Source organism: Clostridium sp. BNL1100 (assembly GCF_000244875.1).
Lineage (GTDB): Bacteria > Bacillota > Clostridia > Acetivibrionales > DSM-1351 > Ruminiclostridium.
Genome location: NC_016791.1, coordinates 501,291 through 518,476 on the forward strand (window position 1 = coordinate 501,291; position 17,186 = coordinate 518,476).

General features: G+C 37.4%; 9 protein-coding genes and 1 pseudogene. 7 read left to right on the top strand and 3 right to left on the bottom strand.

Translation table 11 applies throughout. The features are described 5' to 3' along the window. Nucleotides 1–11: 11 nt before the first annotated feature. The 4 genes from CLO1100_RS02305 (at nt 12) to rpsI (ending at nt 2,657) form a co-directional block, all read left to right on the top strand. Complete coding sequence (locus CLO1100_RS02305) at nt 12–815, top strand: energy-coupling factor transporter transmembrane component T (protein WP_014312140.1); 804 nt, start codon at nt 12–14, stop codon at nt 813–815. Between the two features lie 23 nt (nt 816–838). Further along, entirely contained in the window at nt 839–1,576 is a 738-nt protein-coding gene (gene truA / locus CLO1100_RS02310; protein WP_014312141.1) for a tRNA pseudouridine(38-40) synthase TruA, read from the top strand. 235 nt (nt 1,577–1,811) lie between these two features. Further along, complete coding sequence (gene rplM, locus CLO1100_RS02315; protein WP_014312142.1) at nt 1,812–2,246, top strand: 50S ribosomal protein L13; 435 nt, start codon at nt 1,812–1,814, stop codon at nt 2,244–2,246. A gap of 18 nt (nt 2,247–2,264) precedes the next feature. Continuing rightward, nucleotides 2,265–2,657 carry a 30S ribosomal protein S9 gene (gene rpsI / locus CLO1100_RS02320; protein WP_004620793.1) on the top strand — a complete coding sequence of 131 codons (393 nt, stop codon included), beginning with the start codon at nt 2,265–2,267 and terminating at the stop codon, nt 2,655–2,657. Between the two features lie 64 nt (nt 2,658–2,721). Here rpsI and CLO1100_RS02325 read toward each other — a convergent pair. The 3 genes and pseudogenes from CLO1100_RS02325 to CLO1100_RS20590 all read right to left on the bottom strand — a co-directional run. Beyond that, nucleotides 2,722–3,879, bottom strand: a pseudogene (locus tag CLO1100_RS02325) (Nramp family divalent metal transporter); the annotation flags it as partial. Nucleotides 3,880–3,891: 12 nt separating this feature from the next. Next, nucleotides 3,892–5,481 (bottom strand): recombinase family protein, encoded by a 1,590-nt coding sequence (locus CLO1100_RS02330; RefSeq protein WP_014312143.1) that lies wholly within the window; start codon nt 5,479–5,481, stop codon nt 3,892–3,894. A gap of 20 nt (nt 5,482–5,501) precedes the next feature. Beyond that, the gene (locus CLO1100_RS20590; protein ID WP_187288903.1) at nt 5,502–5,639 is read right to left on the bottom strand and encodes a hypothetical protein; all 138 of its coding nucleotides are present in this window, start codon (nt 5,637–5,639) and stop codon (nt 5,502–5,504) included. 616 nt (nt 5,640–6,255) lie between these two features. On the opposite strand from CLO1100_RS20590, the gene fabD reads away from it, so the two are divergent. The 3 genes from fabD to CLO1100_RS02345 all read left to right on the top strand — a co-directional run bounded on the left by fabD (nt 6,256) and on the right by CLO1100_RS02345 (nt 17,171). Continuing rightward, entirely contained in the window at nt 6,256–7,488 is a 1,233-nt protein-coding gene (gene fabD, locus CLO1100_RS02335) for an ACP S-malonyltransferase (RefSeq protein ID WP_014312144.1), read from the top strand. Nucleotides 7,489–7,583: 95 nt separating this feature from the next. Continuing rightward, complete coding sequence (locus CLO1100_RS02340; RefSeq protein ID WP_014312145.1) at nt 7,584–12,311, top strand: SDR family NAD(P)-dependent oxidoreductase; 4,728 nt, start codon at nt 7,584–7,586, stop codon at nt 12,309–12,311. Between the two features lie 18 nt (nt 12,312–12,329). After that, nucleotides 12,330–17,171: an SDR family NAD(P)-dependent oxidoreductase gene (locus tag CLO1100_RS02345; protein ID WP_014312146.1), complete on the top strand. Its 4,842-nt coding sequence runs from the start codon at nt 12,330–12,332 to the stop codon at nt 17,169–17,171. The last annotated feature ends 15 nt before the right edge of the window (nt 17,172–17,186 follow it).

A 17,186-nucleotide genomic window follows, 5' to 3' on the forward strand; every position in this document is an offset into this window, starting at 1 on the left:
GAGACGGGCAATTGATAAGAGATATAACCATAGGGCAGTATGTGCCGGGAGATTCGCTTCTGCATAAGGCTGACCCTCGAACAAAAATAATTCTGACATTTATAATGATGATATTCATTTTTTTAATAAGTACCTACTGGGGATATTTGTTGCTGACATTGTTTACTGCTATTACGGTAATATCCTCAAACATACCTGTTAAATTTGTACTTAAAGGTCTGAAACCGGTATTATTTATTGTTATTTTTGCGGGGATTATAAACATATTCACGATAAAAGGAACTGAAATTTGGAGTTGGGGTTTCCTCAGCATAACATATGAGGGTATTAATGTAGCTATTAAGATGGCTATAAGGCTTTTCCTTCTTATAATTACTGCAAGTCTGTTAACCTATACAACCACGCCGATTGCCCTTACGGATGCAATTGAAAAGCTTCTGGGCCCCCTTAAACGTATAAAAGTGCCTGTTCACGAAATCGCAATGATGATGACTATAGCTTTAAGGTTTATTCCTACGCTGCTGGATGAGACAGATAAGATTATAAAAGCACAGTCATCCAGAGGAGCTGATTTTGATTCGGGAAATATGATTGAGCGTGCAAAAAGTTTTATACCTGTACTGATTCCGTTATTTATTAGTGCATTCAGAAGAGCTGATGAATTGGCTACGGCAATGGAGGCCAGATGCTATCGTGGCAGTGAGGGTAGAACAAGAATGAAGCAGCTTCGTTTTTCAGGAAGTGATGCGGTTGTAACAGTTATAACTGTAGCATTTATGACGTGGGTATTACTAATGGAATATGTGCTATTTTAGAAAAGGAATAAACAGATAAATTTATGAGGAAAATTAAGATTACTATTGAATATGACGGTACAGATTATCATGGTTGGCAGGTTCAGAAAAATGCTAAAACAGTACAGGAAGTAATTCAAAAAGCGATTTCTAAGCTATTGGGTGAAGAGGTTGGGGTTACAGGCTGCAGTCGGACGGATGTAGGAGTACATGCATACGGGCAAGTTGCACATTTTCTGACAGAGTCCCAAATACCAGGAGATAAGTTCTCTTATGCTATAAATAATTTGTTGCCTGATGATATAGTTATAAAGCACTCAGAAGAGGTTACGGGAGAATTTCACGCAAGATACTCTACAAAGGGTAAAAAGTACAGGTACCTGATATACAATGCTCCACACCCATCAGCTATTATGAGAAACAGATCTTGCCATGTAAGGCCTAAACTTAACATTGCGCAAATGCAAAAAGCAACCGAGTATTTTATAGGGGAACATGATTTTGCAGCATTTCAGGCCACAGGAGGACAGGTTAGAAGTACTGTAAGAGAGATTTATAGTATGGAAGTTTCTGAGAAAGAAGATAATATGATTTACATAGAGGTTACCGGAAACGGATTTCTGTATAATATGGTAAGAATAATAGCAGGAACTCTAATATACGTGGGGATGGGAAAGCTGCATGAGTCTGAAATCCCCTCTCTTATTGCAGGGCTTGACAGGACAAAGGCAGGTAAGACCGCACCTGCACAGGGGTTGTATTTAATGGAGATCTACTATTAGAAGCTAAAATGAAAAAAGTGAAATGACGAACGATTATATGAGAGATATGGAGATATATTAAGAAAAATAGAGAGATAATGAGAGATAAATTAAATTTATCGCATTTTCTACTTGACAGACAAATTTCTGTATATTAAAATGTTGTAGTGTCCTAAACGGTTACTTTTGGTGAATAATCTGAAACTAACTGCTAACATAAATAGGTTATAGATTTTTAAGGAGGTTGTATTAAGAAATGAAAACTTTCATGGCAAAGCCACAAGAAGTTGAAAGAAAATGGTACATTATTGATGCAGAAGGTAAGCCGCTTGGAAGATTGGCAAGTGAAATTGCCAGCATTTTAAGAGGAAAAAATAAGCCAATTTTCACTCCACATGTTGATACTGGCGATCATGTAATAGTACTCAATGCTGAAAAGGTACTTTTAACAGGTAAGAAACTGGATCAGAAGCTTTACAGATACCATACTCTTCATCCAGGCGGATTAAAGGAAATCAAGTACAAGCACTTGATGGAAAAACACCCAGAGAAGGCTATTGAATTAGCTGTAAAGGGAATGCTTCCAAAGAACAGTCTTGGAAGACAGATGTACAGAAAACTCAAGGTGTACAGAGGATCTGAACACAACCATCAAGCACAAAAACCAGAAGTACTTGATTTGAACATTTAATGGAGGGAGGAAAAAATAATGGCTAAGGTATATTACTACGGTACAGGACGTAGAAAAAAATCAGTTGCAAGAGTAAGACTTGTTCCTGGAGAAGGAAAAATTCTTATAAACGATAGATCATTGGATGATTACTTTGGATTGGAAACTTTGAAGGTTATAGTTAAACAACCATTAACCCTCACTGACACTGTCGCAAAGTTTGATGTTATATGCAAAGTTATCGGTGGAGGATTTACAGGTCAAGCCGGTGCTATCAGACACGGTATCTCAAGAGCTCTTTTAAAGGCTGACGAAGAATTAAGACCAGCATTGAAGAAAGCTGGATTCTTAACAAGAGACCCAAGAATGAAGGAAAGAAAGAAATACGGTCTCAAAAAAGCAAGAAGAGCACCACAGTTCAGCAAGAGATAATATTTACAACATACAAAAGCCCTCAAACGGTTATCGTTTGGGGGCTTTACTATTGACATGCAGCTTATATCCCTCCACTAAATGTCAGGACCAAAAGTACCGCATTTGCTGCCAGTATTACAGAAGTAATAATCCAGCCCACCACATTTGTAGCGGGTTTGTTTACGAGGGAACCCATAAGATCCTTCCTCCTTGTAATCAACAACATAGGGATGATTGCAACAGGGAGAATAAAGCTGAGAACTACCTGACTTAGCACAAGAGCCTGCATTGGATTAATTCCCAAGATAATTATGAGCATGGCAGGAAGCATTGTCACAATCCTCGTAACGTTGTCGTTTATCTTTAGGCCTACAAAACCCTGCATAATAGTAGTACCAGCCATGGTGCCCACGACAGAGGATGAAAGTCCTGAGGCAACAAGAGCCAATCCGAAGGCACCGCTTGAAGCAGCCCCTAAAAGTGGTGAAAGTGAACGGTGTGCTTGTTCTATAGTATCAACAACCAAACCGTTTCTGTAGAATACGGCAGCTGAAACTACGACCATTGATGCATTTATAATAAATGCAATATTCATTGCAATTGTAATATCCAATCTTTCCAGTTTGAAATGCTTTTTCTTCTGCGTTTCTGTCAAATCCTTATTTCTCTGCTGTACCAGCTGTGAGTGCAAGAATATTACATGTGGCATCACAGTTGCGCCTAACATACCAACCGCAATCATTACTGCCTCGCCGTTAGGGAGAGACGGCATCAAAACGTGAAGTCCGGCTGATGTCCAATCAGGCTTTGCGAGAAAAAGTTCCATTGTATAAGATATGCAAATTACTGCTACCAAGATAGAGATAATGCCTTCCAAAAACCTCTGGCCGTATTTTCCCATATATACAATAAAAAAAGTAAGTACGGCAGTAATCAAGCCCGCGAGTGCCATCGGAATACGGAACAAGAGGTATAAACCAAGAGTACATCCGAGGAATTCTGCAAGATTTGTTGCAATAGCAGCAAGTTCAGCCACAATCCAGAAACACCAATTTACTTTTCTTGAAAAAACCTTTCCGCACATCTGGGGAAGATTGTATCCTGTAGCGATGCCAAGCTTTGCTGATAAGGACTGAAGGAATATGGCCATCAAATTACTCCAAAGGATGACCCACATCAGATTATAATTAAACTTGGAACCTCCGCTGATATTTGTTGCAAAATTACCTGGTGCTATGTACGTATTGACACACTAAAAAGGTTTTTCAAAGTTATAGTGAATTTTTATAGTCATGTCTTCAAAGATTTCTATTTTATCAATTAATCTAGCAACGGTATGTCTTTCAATGTATTTAAAACTTACAAAGTCATTAATAAATTTTTTAATGGAGTCACTTGAATTTTGATTTTTTGCTTCAGGTTCAATTTTCTTTTTGAGTATATTTAGCCTTGTGTTCAAATATTGTTTTTCTTCGGACAACAGGCTGCTAATGTCTTTGAATTCGTCCACCGTAATAACACCGTTATTTTTATCCTGATACGATTTAGAAATATGCTTCTTGATGTCTGTCAGCCTTTTTTCAATATCCCGAATTTCTTTCTTGATGGTAGACCATGTACTGCGATTTTTAGCATTGATTTGGGAATTCATCTCTTTTTCTGCCATAGCTGTTAAAGCATTAATGTTCAGGATTTGTTCGGCTATTGTACGTACTTCCTGTTTTATAATACTGCTGAGCATTTCCTCTGAAAAAGTGTGCCTTGTACACGTTCTGTATCTTTTGTAGTTGGAACACATTGTGTAGAAATATTTGCCTGTCCTTGAAAAGGTTATACTTCCACCACAATCTCCGCAAAATATCAGACCTGACAGTAAGTGGGGATGAACTATACTGTTCCGGTGATAGTTTCTTTTACTCATAAGACACTGAACTGCTTCGAAATCTTCTTTTGATATGAGGGGTTCGTGAGTATCTTCAACGACAATCCATTTTTCTTTTGGTATGTTTTTGAATTTCTTTGATTTATAGCTCACTTTTTGAAGCTTGCCTTGAGAAAGTGAACCTGCATAAGTGGGGCTTGAAAGTATCATCTTTATTGTTTCTGGATTCCAAAGATAGTTTTTTGTTCTTCCACCTCTGTATAATGTGGTGTTTTCTTTATATTTTGCCGGTGACATAATGTGTTCTTGGTTTAGTATTGTTGCAATTCCACTAAAACTCATACCTTGAATATACATTTGATATATTCTTTTGACCACCTCACAGGTTTCGGGATTTACCACAAGTAAATTTTTATTCTGTTTATCCTTGAGATAACCATATGGAGCAAATGCCCCTATAAAACTGCCTTCTTCTTTTTTAGATTTAAGAATACTTGTTATCTTGGAAGAGGTATCGGATGAGTAAATCTCATTTAAAAAGCTTCTTAAAACCGGCATGATGTCTGTCTGAAAATTCCTGCAATACGAATCGGTACTGTCATTAACAGCAATTAATCTAACATTATTCATTGAACAGTACTCAAAAAACTTTAATGATTCCAACAGGTTTCTGCCTAAGCGTGACAAGTCTTTTACAATTATTAAATTTACACTATTTGTTTCAACATCATGAATCAGCCTGTTATAGCCCGGTCTGTCAAAAGTTGTGCCGGACACACCGTCATCATAATAAATATCTACCAATTCCCAGTTGGGCTTACTTAAGACTATAGGCTTTAAAAACTGTATCTGATTTTCAATACTTTCAGAATTTTTGTCTTCTCGTGATAAGCGGGCATATATTCCTACTTTGAAAATGTCATGATTACTTTCGACATAATTCTCAGTTAATGAAAACAAATCCATACCTCCTTTTAGACTTATGAGTCGGGATTGTTTTGCTTTGTATTTTGCAAATAAAACATTAAACTTTCCATAACAAGCTGCTCGAAGGATTTGCCTGACGATTTATACTCAGATATTATGCTGTATTGAAAGGATTTACTCTTTTTCCTCATAACTATCACCCTCTATAATGTATATGACTTCAAATGCTTGTCTTAGTAGCTTCTGATGACAAAGATAAGTGAAATTTAAGGAAGTAACAAGCCTATTTTACAATAAAGGAAGTAATAAGTAGAATTACTATTTTACAATATTTGATTTAATATAATACAATAAAACAAAATAGAAACATTTATAACATAAATTGACAAAATGTAAAATAAGTGATAAATTATAAATAGCTACTCATTTTAATTTCAAAATTCAAAAATAGACAAAAGCATAAAATATCCTCTTAACAGAAATTATTAAAGATTGCCATTGGAATCTCACTTGCAATTATAATATTCTGTTATACCTTGGTATTTCAAGGTTATCAAATAAGTAAAATAGGAGATTACGAGGATTAAAATATATAAGTTTTTTGGACATATTATTTCCAAACATAATAAGCTTACCGAAATTCACAAAAATCTTTTGTGTTAACAGATTCGTATTTTTTTCACTATTTAAGTGAAAATGTAATAAATAAATCTGAATTAACTGCTTCAAGCTTATATTAAATAACACATTTACTTATTAAGATATGTAAATGGCGTGTTGTAAGTGAAGCAAAGGAAAGGATAGGATATGTTAAAAAAGGTATTTTTATTTCCGGGGCAAGGGTCACAATACGTAGGTATGGGAGAAAAGCTGTGCAGACGTTCCGAAGTTGCAGCAAGAACATTTGATGAAGCAAGTGAAATACTGAATTTCGATCTGAAAAAATTATGTTTCAAAGGAGAGCTTACCGAACTCACAAAGACTGAAAATCTTCAACCGGCAATATTGACAATGAGTGTTGCTTCATTCAGAGCCTTTACCGAGCAATTTGGAGCAAGGGCAGATTACATGGCAGGACACAGCTTAGGTGAAATATCAGCCTTGACCTGCTCAGGAGCAATAGCTTTTGAAGACGCAGTAAAAATAGCCCGCCAAAGAGGAAAGTTCATGCAGGAGGCCGTTGCCGAAAATGTTGGTGCGATGGCTGCAATTCGTAATATAGACAAAGAGACAATTGAATTAAAGTGTAAAGAGGTCGCAGGAGATAAAAAATCCGTCTCTGTTTCCAACTACAATTCCAGAAATCAAATTGTAGTATCCGGTTATAAGGAAGATGTATTAAAGGTAACTGAAATCCTGACGGATATGGGTGCTCAAGCCAAAATGCTTCAAGTGAGTGCACCCTTTCATTGCGCATTGATGCAGCCGGCAGCCGATAGGCTTAAGACTGAACTGGAGAAATACACATTTAATGATGTAAGATATAAAGTCATTTCTAATGTCACCGCCCGACCTTATGAAGGTAAGGAATCAATTATAGAGAATCTGGTAAAGCAGGTTGTAAGCCCTGTTCAGTGGATCGAGTCCATGTTATATCTTCGTAGAAAAACAGTTGAAATAGGAATTGAATTAGGTGCAGGAAGTGTGCTCAAAAATATGATGACACACAATACACCTTCTATTCGTGTGTTTACATATGACAATGACAGTGATATTAAGACATTGGGAGAGATAGATTTGACCAGTAAGTACTCATTTTTCTCTAGGGCAATGGGTATAGCTGTCGCAACTCCTAATAAAAACTGGGATAATGAAGAATACCAAAAAGGCGTGGTTGAGCCATATAGGGTAATTCAAAAACTCAATGAAAAAGCCGAAAATGATAATTCAGAAATATCAATAGAAGACATGAAGAATGCTGTTGATATGCTGTCAATGATTCTTAAGACCAAAGGTACATCAGAGGTTGAAATTAAGGAAAGAATGGAGCAATTCTTTTGGGATACAGACACAATGGATATGTTCTGTAAGGCTGAGTAAACGTTATAGTAAAATCTCAAAGATTTAAATTTAGATATAAAATAAATCAGCGGTAATATAAGTATGGTTATTGCTGGGGAGAGGATAAAATATCTATGAATTTAAATGTGGATATGGAAGATTTTATATCGGCTATTCACAATCAAAATAAATTGGTCCAACAGAAATCCATTTCAACAACTGATATAGCAATAATAGGAATTAGTGCGAAAATTGGAAGTGCCGAAGATGTTAATGAATTCTGGAACTGTATAGGTAATGGATATGATTTAATAGATACCTTTCCGCCGGACAGGCAGAGAGATATTGACAGATATCTTAAGACATGTTTTGGAAAAGAAAGTAGCAGTTTCATTGAGATGGCATATTTGAAAAATGTAGATTTGTTTGATGCGGGACTGTTTAATATGACTCCTGTAGAGGCGGAATTAATGGACCCGGTGCAAAGGGTATTTCTTGAGTGTATGCTGGTAGCTGCCGAGGATGCGGGTTATGGCGGTAATAGGCTGTTCGGATCAAAGACAGGAGTTTATGTTGGCAGTAACAGTAATACAAATGATAATTATTTTTCTATGATATCAGCGCTTTCGCCTTCAAAAATGGGCTTGGCTTTAGCAGGAAATTTAAATTCGGTAGTAGCAAGCAGATTCAGCTATTTATTCAATTTAAGAGGTCCCGCAGAAGTGATAGATACTGCGTGCTCTTCTTCTTTAGTGGCAGTACATACTGCTTGTCAGGCTATAAGAAGTGGTGAAGTTGATATGGCTTTTGCCGGAGGGATAAAAATCGGTCTGATTCCGAGATCTGTAAGCAATGAAAATGATATAGGAATCACATCCTCAACAGGAAGAACAAAAACCTTTGATGATGAGGCCGATGGCACCGGGGCTGGGGAAGGAGCCGGGGTAGTTCTTTTAAAGCCTTTGCACAAGGCAATAGAAGATGGTGATAATATACATGCAGTAATAAAAGGAACTGCAACTAACCAGGATGGAACCTCAGTAGGCATTACCGCTCCTAATTCACAGGCTCAGACAGAAGTGTTGCTGGCAGCCTGGGAGGATGCAAAAATAAATCCTTTGACCCTTCAATATATAGAAGCACACGGAACTGCCACTAATCTGGGGGATCCAATAGAAATCGAATCAATTACCAGGGCCTTTCAAAGATATACCGATAGGACCCAGTTTTGTGCTGTTGGATCAGTAAAGACAAATGTGGGGCATCTCGATTGTGCAGCGGGTATTGCAGGCCTTATCAATGGGGTTATGATGCTGAAAAACAGGAAAATACCGCCCAATATTCATTACAAGAGCGGAAATCGTAAGATAGACTTTATTAATTCACCTGTTTACATAAATGATAAGCTTGACAACTGGGAACGAGGCCAGATGCCAAGAAGATGCGGCGTGAGTTCCTTTGGTATAAGCGGCACAAATTGCCACATGGTACTGGAAGAAGCTCCGGCTGTAGTAGAAAGTGTGAAAGATAACGGTTACTATATTTTAACGATATCTGCAAAGAGCAGGAAGACTGTTGACAAAATATTAAACAGCTATTCCCAATGGATGGAAGGAAATAAGGAGGTCTCCCTAAGGGATTTATGCTATACGACAAATGTAGGAAGAGGACACTATAATTGCCGTATGGCCATTATAATCAACAACGGGAGTGACTCAAAAACGGGAGAAGCCTTCCAAAATAGAGATTCGGATAATACATTTTATGGCGAATTTCAAATCAGTACCAATAATGAACTACATAATAAAGAAGGCAGTATAACTATTCAGCAAAAGGCTGAGTATACTAAAAAAGCTAAAGAAATTGTCAATAACTTAATTTCTGAAAAATCCCAGCAAAGAAAGAAAATATTATTGCAGGAACTGGCATTGCTTTATGTATCAGGTGCGGATGTTGAATGGGATATATTACACAAAGAACAATTCTGTAAAATGTTAAGTATCCCGACTTACCCTTTTGATCACAAGCGATATTGGATAAGTGGTGAAAAGAGAGTTAACACTGTTAATTCCACAACAAAGACAGAGTATGAAAAAAGACTTCATCCTCTTTTGGACCAATGTCTCGTTGATTCAATGGAAATTGTAGTTTTTTCAAGAAATATAAATGTAGATAATTGCTGGGAGCTTAAAGAGCATGTCATTGGCAGAAACCATGTCTTGCCGGGTACTGCGTTTGTGGAAATGGTACATAAGGCGGGAAGTAGGTATTATCGGACAAATAGTATTGAAATTGATGAACTGCTGTTTTTAATGCCTTTTTCATGTAATGAAGGAGAGCAAAGAGAAATACAGGTTATCGGAAAGAATACAAATGACTGTATTGAGATAGGAATTGTCAGTGCTGACGTAAATGAAAGTGAAAAAACCTGGATTAGCCATGTGACGGCAAAAGTGAGAAAAACTTCTCCTAATGTTGTCGAAAAGTGTGAAATAGCTGAGATTATCAAAAGATGTCCGGATACTTTAGATGTATATTCAAAAGGACATTCTCAAAACGGACATGTTGCTGTAACAGACAGATGGAAAACTAACAGGATGGTTCATTTTAACGAGACGGAATTGGTAGCAAAATTTGAACTGTCAGAAGAATACCATAAAGGATTAAATGACTATTATTTATACCCTCCTTTATTAGATGGGGCAGTCAACATTGGTAACATATTTACGAAAAGTGGCTTTTGCCTCCCTCTGTCCTACGGTAATGCAAAGTTTTACAAGCCTCTGCCTAGTGAATTCTACAGCTATTTAAAAGTAAAAAATTTAAAAACCAGTGATGAGATCACAATATTTGATGTTTGTATTGTATCAAAAGAAGGTGAGATCATTGCTGAGATCGATGATTATACTTTAAAAGAGGTAGATGAGAGGGAGATGAGCAGGGTTAAAGGAGAAATGCTCTACTCAGTGAAGTGGATTGAAAGTCAAAGAATACAAACTGCCGATAGCAGTTTATTTGCAGATAAATCCATATTACTGATTAGAACAGAAAATCAGAAGGATAACAGAATTTATAAGCAAGTAAAAACCTTGAATGCAAAAGCAATAATCGATGTAGCTATTTCGAATGAGTACAAAAAAACCGGTCCTGACAGTTATAAGGTAAGGTGCTGTGAAGAGGATTTTGGAGAGGTATTTGATGCTTTTTCGGATAGACACATTGACTATGTATTCCACATTGCATCATTGGAAGAAAATAATGAAGATACATTTGAAAATCTCCACCGCAGTATTGATGTGGGGATAAAAAGTATGTTTGTTTTTCTTCAGAGTATTGCAAAGCATCAGGTTAAAGTAAAAAATATTACCTCATGTATAGACAACTCGGTTACCGTAAATGGTAATGAAGAAGAAACAAAGCCTCTAAACAGGGCATTATCAGGAATGCTCAAGTCAGCTTCCAGGGAGTTTGATAATATCCGATTTAAAATTATTGATATTGATGAAGAAACAGACACCAGTGTGGTATTGGATGAAATTCTATACGGTGAGGATATGGTATTAACAGCATACCGTAGTAATTGCAGGTTTGTTGAAGCCTTCGCTGAACACGTGCAAAGTGAACGAAGGAAAATTTCAATCAAAAATGATGGGGTATACGTAATTACCGGAGGTCTTGGCGGTGTCGGGCTTGTTATTGCAAAGCAACTGGCTGAGATGAACGGAAACGTAAAGATAGCACTTCTAAACCGTAGCAAGGCTCCACAAGAAGCCCTCTCAGAAAAAGATGATAGGACTATCAATTCTCTGGAGAAGATTTATGAAATAACAGGGGATAAAAATTCACTGGAAGTCATATCTGTGGATATTTCCAATATTGAAAGTGTGAGCCGTGAAATATCATTACTAAGAGAAAAGTATGGAAAAATTAACGGTGTGATTCATTGTGCAGGGGTTGCCGGAAAAGGCTTTTTGTTAAGAAAAACATGGGACGAATTTGAAAATGTTCTCAGATCAAAGGTATATGGTACATGGATCGTTGACAAGGTCACTGAAAATGATGATCTTGACTTCTTTATCATGTGCTCCTCCATTTCGTCTATTTTCACATCAAGCGGCCAAAGCGATTATTCAGCAGCAAATTCTTATATAGACAGTTTTGCAGAGTTGAGAAGCAAAAGAAATAAGAACACTCTTGCAATAAATTGGACAGGCTGGAAGGAAACCGGCATGGCGGTAGATTATAAGGTTAATCAGGGGGAAAGTTTATTCAAATTTATTGATAATGCACGGGGACAGGAAGCTTTTGAATATGCTCTGGGCTCCACTCAACCGAGAATCATTATCGGTGAGCTAAACTACGAAATGATTCAAAAAAGCCGGAATTTTCTTGACGATTTAATTGTTTTTTCAAACAGCATCGAGAACAAACTAAGGCAATATCAAAATTTGAATAATAATGAAGATGAGCAAGAGGAAATAAAAATAAGCGTCTTAGGCAAAAGCAATGGTGATATTACATCAACAGAATATCAGGTTGCAAAGGCGGTAGCTAAGACACTCAGATTCGAAGAAGTAAATATTTATGACAAGTTCTTTGAAATGGGTGGGGATTCATTGCTGGCAGCTTCCTTTAAAAAGGAGTTGGATAAACTATTTCCGGATGTAGTTGATATTACAGATGTGTTTACGTATGTATCCGTTTACGAAATGGCCAAATATATAGACAGTAAAATAAATACACCCGGACCAGGTGTAACGGAAGATAATAAAGTTCAGACGGATGATGAGTTAATGGATTTATTAATGAAACTCAACTCCGGCTCCATTGATATTGAAGAAGCGGAGAAAAGGCTGCTATAAATCGGGAGGAGAAAAAATATGAGTAATTTAAAAAAGTACATTTTGGAGCAGGTCGGAAGCAAAAAATTGTCGCAAGATGATGCTTTTAAAATGTTAAAAGAACTCCAGGAGAGCAATTATGCCAAGGATGAAATAGCTATAGTCGGTATGGCATGCAAGCTTCCGGAGGCAGAAAATCCACAGGAATTCTGGAATAACCTTATAAGTGAGTATAGGTGTTTTATTCCAATGCCTTCTGAGAGGCACGATTTTTACGACCCTTTTAGGAATCCTCATTACGCTGAATTTTTAGGAATGAAAGCCATACCCAGACAAACAGAAACAGAGGATACCAGTCTTGTTTCTGTAATTACTGATATTGATAAGTTTGATGCTGCCTTTTTTGGGATTCCCCCCAGAGAGGCAAAATATATTCATCCGGGACAAAGAATATTTCTGCAAACTGCATGGTCCGCTATTGAAGATGCCGGTTATGGTGTAGATAATATACAGGGCAGTAATACAGGAGTGTTTGTGGGTGAAGATCGTAATAATACACTTTTATACAAATATATAACCGAGCCTGACCAGATGCACCTGACCGGTTCATGGGAAGGAATAATGGCAAGCCGAATAAATTACATATTCAACCTCAGGGGACCATCAATGGTATTGGATACGGCATGTTCGTCGGGGTTGGTTGCTATTCATGAGGCAAGTAATGCCTTAAAGAACCATGATTGTGAAATGGCAATTGCCGGGGGTATTTCGTTGGGTGGAGGAACAACAGGAACCGGGCCTGACGATGAGGATGCCACAGAAGATGCATTGGCTGCAGTTGCATCTGATGACGTAGTCAGGGCATTTGATAAAAAGTGCTCAGGAACTGTTTTCGGAGAAGGATGTATAGCAATTGTGCTAAAACTCTTAAAAAATGCTATAAAAGACGGAGATAATATATACGGTGTAATAAAGGGAAGTGCTCTGAATAATGATGGGGCATCCAACGGTATTACAGCACCAAATCCGGTTGCTCAGGAAGATGTAATAAAAGAGGCGTGGAGCAATGCAAACATTAATCCTGAGACCGTTCAATATGTTGAGGCTCATGGAACTGGTACTATATTGGGAGACCCTATTGAGGTAAAAGGTCTTACTAATGCTTTCCAAAAATTTACTAATAGAAAACAATTCTGCGGTTTGGGTTCATTAAAGACTAACATGGGGCACATGGTCGGAGCATCAGGGTGTGCCGGTGTAATGAAAGTGGTTTTAGGCTTACAAAACAATGTAATCCCTGCAAGTATGTATTTTGAGGAGCCAAATCCACACATTAATTTTGTTGATTCACCTATGTTTGTTGTAGATAAACCTCTACCATGGGAGAAACGGGATTTGCCAAGAAGGGCCGGAGTCAGTTCCTTTGGATTCAGCGGAACAAATGGCCATGCAATTATTGAAGAAGCTCCTGTATTGGAAGAAAGAAATGATATAAAAGATGGGAAGCTTAATGTTATTACTCTTTCAGCAAAAAGCGAAACGGCTATTAACAACCTTGTTAAAAGATATCAAAAATTCTTGTGTGACAAGGCAGAGCTTGATATTAAAGATGCCTGCTATACAGCAAATACGGGTAGAGGGCATTATGAATACAGGATTATAATGCTGATTGATGATTTGAACTCATTAAAAGAAAAAATCAATCTTTTAGCAGAACGTGGAATAGCTACCTACGCTGAAGAAAACATCTTCTTCGGTCAGCATAAAATTGTATCAGATAAAAGACAATCTTTGCAGGATAATGAAATCAAAGAAGCAGGACTGCGTGCATTAAATACTGAGGTTGAGCAGATGATGCCGGAGTTATTCGAAGCTGATAAAGATTGCTATAACAGCATGCTTCAAAAAATGTGTACATATTATGTAAAGGGTGCCAGCATTGACTGGAAAAAGCTGCATTCAGGCAGAAAGAACCGCAGAGTAAGTCTGCCTACATATCCTTTTGACAAAACACATTATTGGGCTGATGTAAAGAAATCAAAAATTACAGGCAGTGTTCAGGCAGAAAACAGTACAAAACTCCACTACCTTATTGATGAACTTGTTATCTCATCAATGAACGAGGATATATACCGTGCAAAACTGTCTCCCGAAACTCATTGGGTATTGAAAGAACATGTTATCCTTGGAAACAGCACTGTTCCTGGAACAGCATACATAGAGATTGCCAGGGCTATCGGAGAAATATATTTCAATACGGATGAGCTGGAAATCAATAATTTCATTTTTTTGACTCCTCTTGTAGTACCAAATGATACACAAGTAGAACCTCAGATTATAGTTTCCAAAAAGGATGAACAAATTCAGATTACAGTTGCCAGCATGGTTAAGGATGAGAAAAGCGGTGTTGAAAGATGGGTTACACATGCAAAAGGTGAAATAAAACAGCATAAAAAGAGTACAGCGGAAATCCTTGACTTTACAGGTGTTATAAGCTCCGAAGATGCTCAGGAATCACCTACAAACCTTCCTGCTCTTAATGCACAAGGTTTGATGGGCCTTGGAGACAGATGGGACAATGTAGTCAAAACATACAGACAAAAGAATGTGGCAGTGAGTGAAATAAAATTATCTGACAAATATGCAGAGGATTTAAAGGAATTCAAATACCATACCAGTGTACTGGATATGGCGGTTAACAGGCCTGTTCAGGAATTTACCACGGGAATGTATCTGCCTTATTACTACAAGAAGTTCACTATGTATGCACCGCTTCCTGCACATGTATTCAGTAAGGCTACCCTTTTGGATAAGAACACCCATAATGACGAAACAAAAACATATGATGTTGTTATATCAGATACAAACGGTAAAATTGTAGCCGAAATAGAAGGCTATGTTGTTAAAAAGGTAAACGCTTTTAATGACTATGTCGCCAACTCCTTCTATGGAATTGATTGGGTTGAAACCGACAGTGACATTAAGTTGAGGGATACCGGGAAACAGGTGCTATTATTTAAAGGCTACAGTGATTTATCCGAAAAGGTTGAAGCTAAACTTAGAGAGAGTGCACAAAACCTTGTTACCGTTGAGTTTGGAAATGAGTTCAAGAAAGTAAATCCAAACCAGTATATTGTTGGAGAGCAGGAAGATGATTACGATATGCTTATGAAGGAGTTATCTTCTGATGGTATTACTGACATAATTCATATGGGAACTGTAGATTTTGACATTTCGGACAGTAAAATTGAAGATTACCAAAAGGCTCAGAACAACAGCATATATAGTCTGCTATTCACTTCAAGAACTATGCTTAAAAACAAAATAAGCGGAGAGATAAATTTTGTTCTAGTCACTGATAATGCTCAGGAGGTTAACGGCAGTGAAAAGACTGTTAAACCTCTAAATGCTGCATTTATATCACTGGCAAAAACAATTGTTATGGAATATCCGAATATCAAGATCAGAAGTATAGATATAGACGAAAACACTGATTTTGAATTGGTTTACAATGAAATCCACAATGCTGAGTATCGCCTGAGAACTGCCTACAGGAATAACATAAGATATAGAGAGTGCCTTGTAAAGCAGGAGGTCAGCAACTCGGAGGAATCAATAACCGGAATCAAAATCAAGAATCAGGGAGCATATTTGATTACCGGAGGTACAGGTGGTCTTGGCTTGGAAGTCGCTAGATATCTGGCAATGAAAAACAAAGCAAATATTTGTCTTGTATCAAGAAAGGAGCTTCCGTCCAGAGATAGCTGGAGTAATATATTGCAGGAAGCTTCAGATAAAAAATTATGTAAGATAATAAGCAAAATCCAAGAGATAGAAGAACAGGGATCTGTTGTTTCAACATATAGCTCCGACATAAATGATAAATGTCAAATGGAAGCAGTTTCAAAGGATATAATACAGAAATTCGGGAAAATAAATGGTATATTCCATTGTGCAGGTATTGCAGGGGATGGCTTCCTTTTCAATAAGAAAGCAGAAGTATTCTCTAATGTACTAAATCCAAAAATAGCTGGAACAAAGGTTTTAGAGTGTATAACTGAAAATCAAGATCTGGATTTCCTTATTTTATTCTCCTCTATGACCACATTTTTCAGTGCACCCGGGCAAGGTGACTATACAGTAGCAAATGCATATCTTGACGCATATGCCCAATACAGAAACAAAATGGGTAAAAGAACCATTGCTATTAACTGGCCTGGTTGGAGCGAAACAGGTATGGCAGTTGATTACAATATAGCAAATGCAGTTACATTGTTTAAATCAATTCCTACCAACAGGGCACTTTCAGCATTGGATACAATAATCAGCACTGGTATTACAAATGTAATCCCCGGAGAAATTGATTACGACATTCTGATGTCGTTAGTAGATGCTATGCCAATGCTGTTATCCGAAGAGTTTACCAAGGCATTATCCAGAAGAAAGAAAAATAGTGAGGCCAAGACTGGTAAGGCAGCTTCTTATGAATCCCTGCAATCAAGAGAAATAGTTATACTTGGAAAACCGGCCGATGAGCTAACTGCGTCTGAAACCAAACTGGCACAAATATACGCAGCTGTACTGGAACTTAACGAAATTGATATTTATGACAGCTTCAATGCCATGGGCGGTGATTCTATTATTGCAACGGAGGTATTCAAAATATTAAACCACTATTATCAAGGATTATTAGAGGTTTCGGATATGTTTGTTTATCCGACAGTTGCTGAGATGGCGGAATACGTGGACAGTAAGCTTCTTAGCAGTGGACCTTCAGCATTAGAGGAAAATGAGAATGTGGATGATATGCTGGAGAAATTCGAAGAGGGAGAAATTGAAGTAGAAGATATGATTCAATTCTTTGAATCAGAGGATGATTAATAATCATATCCGATA

Excerpts from the sequence above, each read along its gene's own strand:
- truA (WP_014312141.1), top strand. The coding sequence starts at position 839 with ATGAGGAAAATTAAGATTACTATTGAATATGACGGTACAGATTATCAT.
- rplM (WP_014312142.1), top strand. The coding sequence starts at position 1,812 with ATGAAAACTTTCATGGCAAAGCCACAAGAAGTTGAAAGAAAATGGTAC.
- rpsI (WP_004620793.1), top strand. The coding sequence starts at position 2,265 with ATGGCTAAGGTATATTACTACGGTACAGGACGTAGAAAAAAATCAGTT.
- CLO1100_RS20590 (WP_187288903.1), bottom strand. The coding sequence starts at position 5,639 with ATGAGGAAAAAGAGTAAATCCTTTCAATACAGCATAATATCTGAGTAT.
- fabD (WP_014312144.1), top strand. The coding sequence starts at position 6,256 with ATGTTAAAAAAGGTATTTTTATTTCCGGGGCAAGGGTCACAATACGTA.
- CLO1100_RS02340 (WP_014312145.1), top strand. The coding sequence starts at position 7,584 with ATGAATTTAAATGTGGATATGGAAGATTTTATATCGGCTATTCACAAT.
- CLO1100_RS02345 (WP_014312146.1), top strand. The coding sequence starts at position 12,330 with ATGAGTAATTTAAAAAAGTACATTTTGGAGCAGGTCGGAAGCAAAAAA.